Source organism: Streptomyces sp. MK7, assembly GCF_032658145.1.
GTDB classification, from domain to species: Bacteria; Actinomycetota; Actinomycetes; order Streptomycetales; family Streptomycetaceae; genus Streptomyces; species Streptomyces spiralis.
The window spans coordinates 166776-176011 of the sequence record NZ_JAVACL010000013.1; the positions used below are offsets into that span (position 1 = coordinate 166776).

Genomic DNA, 9236 nt, shown 5'->3' on the forward strand with positions numbered 1-9236 from the left:
GTGAATTGCAGGGGCCGGTGAGCGTGCCGGGAGGGAGAACGTACGATCGATGACCGTGCAAGGTTCGGAGAACTCTTCCCGTCGCGGCCGTCGCTCGTCCACCATGGGCGGCATGCCACTCAACGACATGCCGTGGTGGCGCTGGCGCAGCAATGTGCGCTCCGCGCTGCACATGCTCTCCGACCCGGTGTTCCAGCGCGACGTCTGGCTGGCCGGAGTTGAAGGTTACGGCGACGTCACCGACGCCGTCTACCGCCTGGTCGAGGACACCTGGCTCGACAACTGGTCCGCCGAGAAGTACGTCGGCACGATCTTCCGGGACTCCCAGGAGGCGGCCCTCGTCGACACGTCCGTGCTGCGGGTGCTGCGGATCATGCACGAGGTCGGCCCGGACGCACCGGTGGCCGCCTACCTCGAGCACCACGGCTGGCCGGAGGCGGTCCGGGCGGCGCGGGACGCGCATATGCGGATGGCGGTGAGCGACGGCGAGGACCCCGACGCCCCGCCGCGCAGCCTCGAGGTGCTGCGCATCCTCACCCGCGCCGCGTGAGCCTCACCCGCGCCGCGTGAGCCTCACCCGCGCCGCGTGAGCCTCGCCCGCGCCGCCTGACCCGCGGCGGGTCCGCGACCCGTGCCGCACAGGGGGCGGCCGCCGTCCCGTCCTGCGGGACGGCCGCCCACGGCGGGCGGGGCGTGTGGGACCCTTTGGTGCATGAGTGCGCAGTCCCCCCGAGCCGCGGCGGCCCAGCCGGCCGACCAGTACGTCCTGACTCTTTTCTGCCCGGACAAGCAGGGCATCGTGCACGCCGTGTCGAGCTACCTGTTCATGACCGGCTGCAACATCGTGGACAGCCAGCAGTTCGGCGACCAGGACACGGGACTGTTCTTCATGCGGGTCCACTTCTCCGCCGAGGCCCCCGTGACCGTGGACAAGCTGCGCGCCAGCTTCGCGGCGATCGGCGACTCCTTCGCCATGGACTGGCAGATCAACCGGGCCGACGAGAAGATGCGGGTCGTGCTGATGGTCAGCAAGTTCGGGCACTGCCTGAACGACCTGCTCTTCCGCGCCCGGATCGGCGCGCTGCCGGTGGAGATCGCGGCGGTAGTGTCCAACCACACCGACTTCGCCGAGCTGGTGGGGTCGTACGACATTCCCTTCCACCACATCCCGGTGACCCGGGACACCAAGGCGGAGGCCGAGGCGCGGCTGCTGGAGCTCGTGCGCGAGGAGAACGTCGAGCTGGTCGTCCTCGCCCGCTACATGCAGGTCCTCTCGGACGACCTGTGCAAGCAGCTCAGCGGCCGGATCATCAACATCCACCACTCCTTCCTGCCGAGCTTCAAGGGCGCCAAGCCGTACCACCAGGCGCACGCCCGGGGAGTGAAGCTGATCGGCGCGACCGCCCACTACGTGACCGCGGACCTCGACGAGGGCCCGATCATCGAGCAGGAGGTCGAGCGGGTCGGCCACGACGTGACCCCGGACCAGCTGGTCGCGGTCGGCCGGGACGTGGAGTGCCAGGCGCTGGCCCGCGCGGTGAAGTGGCACGCGGAGCGCCGCATCCTGCTCAACGGCCGCCGCACGGTGGTGTTCGCGTAGGGACACCCGCCCGGTGCCCCCGGCGACGGGGGTGCCTCACAGCCGGCTCAGCGACGCCGCCGCGTACAGCACGTCCCTGATGGCCTCCCGGTCGCCGACCTGACCCACCGCGGCCTCGCGCGGGGCGATGTGGCCCGCCGCGAGCCGGCAGAACTCCACCCCGTCCAGCGCGACATGGGCCACCTCGTGCCCGGCGGAGCCCACCGCTCCCGGCGAGTCGAGCGGGATCAGCCACTCGCCGCCGGCCAGCCCCTCGATCTCCAGCCGCAGGCTGCGCCCGGGCCGTCCGGCGGCCACGAGATGCCGGGTGCGGGCGGGGGAGGCGAGGCCGGCCCGGCGCCGTGCGGCCAGCATGCCCGGCAGCATCCGGGCGGCGAGGTCGATCATTCCGCGCAGATGGCGCGGAGCGGGCGGCTCGTAGGGGTAGTCGACCGCCTCGGCGATGTCCTCCGCGTGGACCCAGCACTCGAAGGCCCGGTCCAGCAGCGCGTCCCGCAGCGGCAGTTCGAAGTCGCCGTAGGACACGGCCGGGGGCGCCTCGGGGATGCCCTCGGCCCCGCCGGTGCCGGCCTCGTCGGCGTCGGTCCCGCGGGTGCCTGTCCCGCCGGTGTCGGTCCCGCTCGCCCCGCCGACGCCACCGGCGACGGACACCGTCCGTACGAGCGTGTGCGTCTGCTCCCGCCACGGCACCCGTACGGAGCCGGCCGGGGGAAGGTGCGCGGACCTCCAGTACGCCTCGGTGCGCGCCTCGGGCGTCGGCCCGGCACCGCCGCCGGGACCGTCGGCCGCGTCCCTCAGCGGGTCGTCGAGGCCGAGGGCGACCGCGACCAGCCCGTCGACGCTCGTCAGATGCGCGATCACCCCGGCGACGGTGGTGCGGCGGCTCGCCGTCTCCTCGCCGTCGAACCAGCGCAGCCGTACCGGCGCGTCCCACTCGGAGTCACCGATGTCCTGCAGCAGTGCGTCCAGACGCGCGGTCTCCGCGTCGTAGGGCGCCGCCCAGTCGGGCACCGGGAAGCGCGGCGGCCGGTGCTCCAGGCAACTCGCCAGGACGCGGGTGCGCAGACCCGGGTCGAGGTCGAGGCTGTCGGGCCGGTGCAGCAGGCCGACCGCGTCCCGCAGCCGCAGCGCCTCCTCCGCGCAGTCGCCGCACCCGCCGAGGTGTTCCTCCACGGCCGCGGTCTCCTCCCCCGAACAGGCGGCCAGCGCCCATGCCCCGAGGAGTGACTTCAGGACGTGATGCTCCAGCACGGTCCGGCCCTTCGGCTCCGGGGACGCCGAGGGGTCCGTGGGCGCTGTTAGTTGAGTGATTGTTGGGAATATGTCCGGTTCATCCGGTATGGGGAGCGGCAGCCCGCTGTCCTCGACGGAGACGCGAGGCATGGGTATGCGCGGCGACCGTCCGGAGTCGCCGCGCTCCTCGCCCCCGCTCTTCCCGCCGCCTCCGGCGCCCTGCTCCTCGCGTCGGCCGCCTTCCTCGAAGTGCCCGTCGCCTTCCTCGAAGTGCCTGTCGCCCTCTTCGTACGGTCCCGCTCCGCTCATGCCGCACCCCCGTGTCCGGGCGGCGTGCCGAGGACCGCGGCGTCGTGCGCCGTGGACAGAAGCTGGAGGCCGAGGCGGAGCCGGCGGCGGGCCTCGTCCTCGGTGACGCCGAGGTGGACGGCGGTCCGGCGGTAGTCCTGGCGCTGGAAGTAGGCCAGTTCCAGGGCGGCACGCAGCGGGGCCGGCATGGAGTGGACGATGTAGTCGGCGCGGGCGGCGGCCGAGGCGCGGCGCACCTTGCCCTCCAACTCCTCGGGGGAGCCCCCGCCGCCGCGGACCAGGGCGGCGGTCTCGATGGTGCGCAGCCGCTGCACGGCGAGGCGGTGGGTGAGCGCGGCCACCCAGGAACGCAGGGGGCCCTGGCGGGGGTCGTAGGCGTCGGGGTGCCGCCAGACGTGGGTGAAGACCTCGCCGGTGATGCTGTCGGCGGCCTTCTCGTCGCCGAGTACGCGATGCGCGAGGCCGTGCACGAGCGAGCCGAACCTGTCGTAGAGCTCACCCAGCGCGGCCGCCTCTCCGCGTACGAGCCGCTGTTGCATTCCGCGGTCCCAGCGGAGCGGTGCGTCCTTGTCCGCCATGCGTCCCCCTTCACGCCCGGCCTTGCTGTCCTGCTGCCCTTGCTGCTTGTGGTCCTGTTGCCTTGCTTCTGTCCCGGTCCGTCCCGGTCCAGCCTGTCTGTCTGGTCACATCGAATGTAGTCGGCACGTCCTGCGGCGCACGCCCCTTTGTTGCATTGCGCGCCCCCGGGCGTCGGCAGGTGGTAAAGGCAGTGGTGAAGGCCGCTGGGTGGGGCCGGTGGTGGGGGCCGCACGAGTCGGCCTACCCCGTGCCGTCGGATCAAGTCTGATCGAACACGATTGAATATGACTGAAACAAGTCCCTTGAGGAACGGCGTCGGTTTGTCGTCCGGCGTTTGGGGGAACGGCCGCTGGGCAGCCGCGCGGACAGAAGTGTAGGAACTGCTTCCGTTTCCGGGCGGTTCCGGGGAATTCCGGCGAGCGGAGGGCAGCCGTGGCGTTCAAGGTGACCAGTGACGGGCAGGGCGAGTGGAGCGTGCTCCGGGTCGCGGGTGAACTGGATCTGGTGACCTCGCCGGTGCTGCGCCAACGGATCCACGACGTGGTGGCCGAGGGCCGGCACGATCTCGTACTGGACCTCTCGGACGTCTTCTTCTGCGACTCCAGCGGTGTCGGCGTCCTCATCGCGGCCCGCCGTCTGATCCGCTCCTGCCAGGGCCGGCTGCGCCTGATCCTCCCGGCCGGCGGCGCCGTCGAGGGCTCCCACGTCAACCGGGTCCTCGGCGCGCTCGGTGTGCGCCGCCTGTTCGACGTCTACCCGGACCTCGCGGCGGCGGTGGACGAGGAGCCCCTGTCCGCGTGACGGTGCGCGAGTACCCGTAGGCGGCACAACCGTGCGTTTCCCGCCTGCGGACACCTCCGGCGTCGTACGCTCCCTGCCAGACGGAACCCACACGTGAGGCAGCCGGAGAAGAGATGGTCAGCAGCGAGTACGAGCGCAGGATCGCGGCCCGGTTCGCCGTCTTCGACCAGGACGGCAACGGCTGGATCGACCGCGAGGACTTCAGCGCGGCGGCCAAGTCGCTGCTCACCGAGTTCGGCACCACCGCCCGCTCGGACAAGGGACAGGCCCTGTACGCCGGTGCGGAGGCGTTCTGGCAGGGCATGGCCGGGATCGCCGACCGCGACGGCGACCAGCGCATCACGCGTGAGGAGTTCGTGACCGGCGCGGTCAAGCGGCTGCGCGACAACCCCGACCGGTTCGCCGAGATCGCCCGCCCGTTCCTGCACGCCGCCCTGGCCGTCGCGGACACCGACGACGACGGGGCCGCCACCGTCGCCGACACCGTGCGCATGCTCAAGGTGCTCGGCGTGGCGGAGGACATCGCGGGTGCCACCGCCGCCGCGCTCGACACCGACTCCGACGGCAGGGTGGGCGAACAGGACGTCGTCCCCGCCTTCGCCCGCTACTTCACCGTCCCGGAACAGCTCTGAGCCTCACCGTCCCGGAACGCCGCTGACGGACCGGGCGGGACCCCGGCGCCCGTGACTGCCTCCGGACGCCCCGCGGCCCGAGCCGGATGCGGGTGTCGATGATCGTGGCAATCGGGGGTCGCGGAGCGTAGTTGCCGGGTCGTTTCGCCGACCGGGCTCGTCACGTCCCGGAGTCGCCGCCCCGCTCCGGTACCTTGTGGGAGATGCGAGAGGTTCGGAGCGCCGGCCGTCCCGGTGCTGCCCCTGGGGCAGCTCCGGATCCGGCGGTGCGCGCCGCGGCTCGCGAGGTCGGGCGGCCTTCGTCGCCCATCTGTTCGGTTCCCCGTGGCGAGCGTCGCACAGTATGCCGCACGGGTACTCCTTCGCGCGGGAATATGCCCGAAGCGCTTGTTGCGGTGACGGTACGTCAACCATGCTGTCTGGCAAGGGAGTCACGGTCCGTGACCCTTGCTCTGGCCGTTGTTCTGGCCATGCAGAAAATGGCTACGATCGTGGCCCTCGTGTGGCGCGAGGCTATGTGTCCGCCGGTTCGGATGGTGTGAGCGGTGCAGGTGCTTCAAGTGCAGCTGGAGATCCGGCCCGACCCCGCGGAAGTGGGGCGAGCCCGCAAGTGGGCCCGCTCGCGGCTCGCCGGGTCGGGGATAGCGTCCGACGAGCCGCTCGCCGAGACGCTGGTCCTGCTCGTCTCCGAGCTCGTCACCAACGCCGTGCTGCACACCGGCTCTCCGGCCGTGCTCAGACTGTCCCTGCCCGGCGCGGCGGCGGACGCGGCCACCGTGCGTCTGGAGGTGGCGGACGCCAGCACCCGGGCTCCGGTGCCGCGCTGCGCGGGCGACGACGCCACCAACGGCCGCGGCCTCGCCCTCGTCGACGGCCTCGCGGACCGCTGGGGCTGGAGCGCCGAAGGCGAGGGCAAGCGCATCTGGTGCGAACTGGACCGTTGTGCACCGCCGCCACCTCTCGCGGCGACCCCGGCGACCTGCGGCACCCGGACACCGGCGACTGCCGCCAGTGGGGAAGCGCCATGCGCGGCACCGGCGTGCACGACCCCGGCACGCGCCACCGCCTACGAGCAACCTGCCCGCACCGGCCTCGCGTTCGACGCGCCGGCGTACGAGGCGGTGTAGCTCGCCGGGCCGGCGTACGAGGCGGTGTAGCTCGCCGGGCCGGCGTGCGAGGGGTGTGACGCCCGGTGCTCCCCGGGGCCGGACGGCGGGGTGGGTGTGCGCCGGGGGTGCTTCCGTGCGCGGCCGCCGTGAGCCCGGCATAACGGGTAAATCGCTGAACACCTGTTGACGGTTCGTGTCCGTTTGATCACGCTTGTGGCAGCGATTCGCCGTGAGGGGACGACGAGGGCCCGGCTGCCGGAAGCCCTCGACGAGTGTGAGTCGTCAGGTCGGCGTCGGCCGGTCCCTTCAGGGCCGAGGGGGGTGGGACCGGAGCGCCGGAGCCGGATGGCGGCGCGCGGTGCCGTGCTCGGGGCGGGCATGGGCGCGCCGTCACCCGGACTCACCGTGGCCGGAGGGACGGGACTCCGCGTCACGTCGTCCACAGGCTGTGGACAACGTTCACGCGCCGGACGAGGGTCTGGACGCGGCGGCCGTCGTGGTGCGGAACGTGCGCCGGTACGCCGTCGGCGTCACCCCGAGCGCCGCCTGGAGATGCTGCCGCATCGACGACGCCGTACCGAACCCCGCATCCCGCGCCACCTGGTCGACCGACAGGTCCGTGGACTCCAGCAGATGGCGGGCCCGTTCGACGCGCTGCTGGGTGAGCCACTGCCCCGGGCTGACCCCGGCCTCCTCACGGAAGCGCCGGGTGAACGTCCGTACGGACATGGCCTCCTGCTCGGCCATGTCGCGCAGCTGGATCGGCTCGTGCAGCCGCCCCAGCGCCCATGCGCGCGCGGCGGTCGTCGTGGCCAGCTGCGGGTCCGGAACGGGCCGGTGGATGTACTGAGCCTGCCCGCCGTCGCGGTGCGGCGGTACGACGGTGCGGCGGGCCACGTCGTTGGCGACCGCGGTGCCGTGGTCGCGGCGCACCATGTGCAGGCACAGGTCGATCCCGGCCGCGACCCCTGCCGACGTCAGCACGTCGCCGTCGTCGATGAACAGCACGTCCGCGTCGACGTCGATCCGCGGGAAGAGCCGCTGGAAGTGCTCGGCGTCGGCCCAGTGGGTGGTGGCGGGGCGGCCGTCCAGGTAACCGGCGGCGGCCAGCACGTACACCCCCGTGCAGATCGAGGCGAGCCGCGTGCCGGGCCGGATGCGGGCGAGCGCGTCGGCCAGCTCGCCGGTCAGCCGGCCCTCCTCGAACACCGGTCCCAGCTCGTACGACGCCGGGACGATCACGGTGTCGGCGGTGGCCAGGGCTTCCGGCCCGTGCGCGACCTCGATCGTGAAGTCGGCGTCCGTCTGCACCGGCCCCGGCGGCCGGACCGAGCAGGTGACGACCTCGTACAGACGGCGCCCCGCGTCGTCCTTGGGCCGTCCGAAGATCCGGTGCGGGATGCCCAGCTCGAAGGGGAGCAGCCCGTCCAGGGCGAGGACGACGACGCGGTGCGGCCGGAACTCCTGCGCAGAACTCATGCCCCGATCCTAGTGGCCCGATCCTTGCGAATGCTGTCCTTCGGGCCACTCGATGCGCGCGACCCGGCACCGCAAGCTGGTGACGTGACCCAGACAACCGAGACCGCCGCCGCCCCGGCCACAGCCGCGGAGGGCACGCCTTCCGGCAGGAAGGGCATCCACCGCGTCCACCGCGCCTGGTTCGTCGCCGCCGTCACCTTCGTGACGATCATCGGCGCCGCCGCCTTCCGCTCCCTGCCCGGACTGCTCATCGACCCGCTGAACCACGACTTCGGCTGGTCGCGCGGCACGATCGGCGCGGCGGTCTCCATCAACCTCGCGCTGTACGGGCTGACGGCCCCCTTCGCGGCCGCGCTGATGGACCGCTTCGGCATCCGGCGGGTCGTCGCGGCGGCCCTGACGGTGATCGCGCTCGGCTCGGGACTGACGGTGTGGATGACGGCCGCCTGGCAGCTGCTGCTGTGCTGGGGCCTGCTGGTCGGCCTCGGCACCGGCTCGATGGCGCTGGCCTTCGCCGCGACGGTCACCAACCGGTGGTTCACCGAGCGGCGGGGCCTGGTCACCGGCATCCTCACCGCGGCCTCCGCCTCCGGCCAGCTGATCTTCCTGCCCCTGCTGTCCTGGATCGTCGAGAAGCACGGCTGGCGCCCGGCGTCCGTCACGGTCGCCCTCGCCGCCCTCGCGGTCGTCCCCTTCGTCTGGCTGCTGCTGCGCGACCACCCGGCCGACGTGGGCGTACGGCCGTACGGAGCGCCGGAGTTCGTGCCGAAGCCCGAGCCGGTGCCGGGAGCCGCGCGCCGGACCGTGACCGTCCTGCTCTCCGCGGTGCGTACCGGCCCCTTCTGGCTGCTGGCCGGCACCTTCGCGATCTGCGGCGCCTCCACCAACGGCCTGATCCAGACCCACTTCGTGCCCGCCGCCCACGACCACGGCATGCCCATCACGGCGGCGGCCTCGCTGCTCGCGGTCATCGGCGTGTTCGACGTGGCCGGCACGATCGCCTCCGGCTGGTTCACCGACCGCTTCGAGCCGCGCCGTCTGCTGGCGGTGTACTACGCCCTGCGCGGGATCTCCCTGCTGTTCCTGCCGATGCTGCTGGCACCGAACGTGCACCCGCCGATGATCTTCTTCATCGTCTTCTACGGGCTGGACTGGGTCGCCACCGTCCCGCCCACGCTCGCCCTGTGCCGTGAGCAGTACGGCGAGGACAGCGCGATCGTCTTCGGCTGGGTCCTCGCCTCCCACCAGGTCGGTGCCGCCCTGGTCGCCTTCCTCGGCGGTGTCGTCCGGGACGTGACCGGCTCGTACGACATCGTCTGGTACGCCGCCGGCGCACTGTGCGCGGCGGCGGCGCTGATGGCCCTGGTCATCCGGCGGAGTCCGACCGCGTGGGAACTCACGGTGGCGACGGCCTAGGTCTGGCCTAGGTCCTGTCGCCACATTCCCGCCGTCCGCCCGCGGGGCGGGCGGGACTTTGACGACAGGGCCTGGGGT

At 72.6% G+C, this 9236-nt stretch carries 9 protein-coding genes; 6 read left to right on the forward strand and 3 right to left on the reverse strand.

Annotation, left to right across the window (positions count from 1 at the left end; translation table 11 throughout):
• Window positions 1-49 precede the first annotated feature (49 nt).
• Both R2S09_RS17470 and purU read left to right on the forward strand, forming a co-directional pair.
• The gene (locus tag R2S09_RS17470) at window positions 50-550 is read left to right on the forward strand and encodes an SCO4402 family protein (protein ID WP_306186610.1); all 501 of its coding nucleotides are present in this window, start codon (window positions 50-52) and stop codon (window positions 548-550) included.
• A 162-nt stretch (window positions 551-712) separates the two neighbouring features.
• The gene (purU, locus tag R2S09_RS17475; protein ID WP_316741930.1) at window positions 713-1600 is read left to right on the forward strand and encodes a formyltetrahydrofolate deformylase; all 888 of its coding nucleotides are present in this window, start codon (window positions 713-715) and stop codon (window positions 1598-1600) included.
• Window positions 1601-1636: 36 nt separating this feature from the next.
• Here the strand turns inward: purU and R2S09_RS17480 are convergent, their stop codons facing one another.
• Together R2S09_RS17480 and R2S09_RS17485 are read right to left on the reverse strand one after the other, a co-directional pair.
• Window positions 1637-3142, reverse strand: a complete 1506-nt coding sequence (locus R2S09_RS17480; RefSeq protein ID WP_399144034.1) for a zf-HC2 domain-containing protein — start codon at window positions 3140-3142, stop codon at window positions 1637-1639.
• On the reverse strand, window positions 3139-3720 hold the full coding sequence (locus tag R2S09_RS17485; protein WP_306186604.1) for a sigma factor: 582 nt from the start codon (window positions 3718-3720) through the stop codon (window positions 3139-3141). The genes R2S09_RS17480 and R2S09_RS17485 overlap by 4 nt, the downstream gene beginning before the upstream one ends.
• Before the next feature lie 433 nt (window positions 3721-4153).
• Here R2S09_RS17485 and R2S09_RS17490 point away from each other — a divergent pair, with 433 nt between their 5' ends.
• From R2S09_RS17490 to R2S09_RS17500, 3 genes are all read left to right on the forward strand, one after another.
• Window positions 4154-4522: an STAS domain-containing protein gene (locus R2S09_RS17490; RefSeq protein WP_306186601.1), complete on the forward strand. Its 369-nt coding sequence runs from the start codon at window positions 4154-4156 to the stop codon at window positions 4520-4522.
• A gap of 113 nt (window positions 4523-4635) precedes the next feature.
• The gene (locus R2S09_RS17495) at window positions 4636-5154 is read left to right on the forward strand and encodes an EF-hand domain-containing protein (RefSeq protein WP_306186600.1); all 519 of its coding nucleotides are present in this window, start codon (window positions 4636-4638) and stop codon (window positions 5152-5154) included.
• A gap of 560 nt (window positions 5155-5714) precedes the next feature.
• Window positions 5715-6281, forward strand: coding sequence for an ATP-binding protein (locus R2S09_RS17500; RefSeq protein ID WP_316741944.1), 567 nt, complete (start codon window positions 5715-5717; stop codon window positions 6279-6281).
• A gap of 441 nt (window positions 6282-6722) precedes the next feature.
• On the opposite strand, the gene R2S09_RS17505 is transcribed toward R2S09_RS17500, so the two are convergent.
• On the reverse strand, window positions 6723-7742 hold the full coding sequence (locus tag R2S09_RS17505; RefSeq protein ID WP_316741933.1) for a helix-turn-helix domain-containing protein: 1020 nt from the start codon (window positions 7740-7742) through the stop codon (window positions 6723-6725).
• Between the two features lie 84 nt (window positions 7743-7826).
• On the opposite strand from R2S09_RS17505, the gene R2S09_RS17510 reads away from it, so the two are divergent.
• Window positions 7827-9158 carry an MFS transporter gene (locus tag R2S09_RS17510; protein ID WP_316741934.1) on the forward strand — a complete coding sequence of 444 codons (1332 nt, stop codon included), beginning with the start codon at window positions 7827-7829 and terminating at the stop codon, window positions 9156-9158.
• Window positions 9159-9236: the final 78 nt, after the last annotated feature.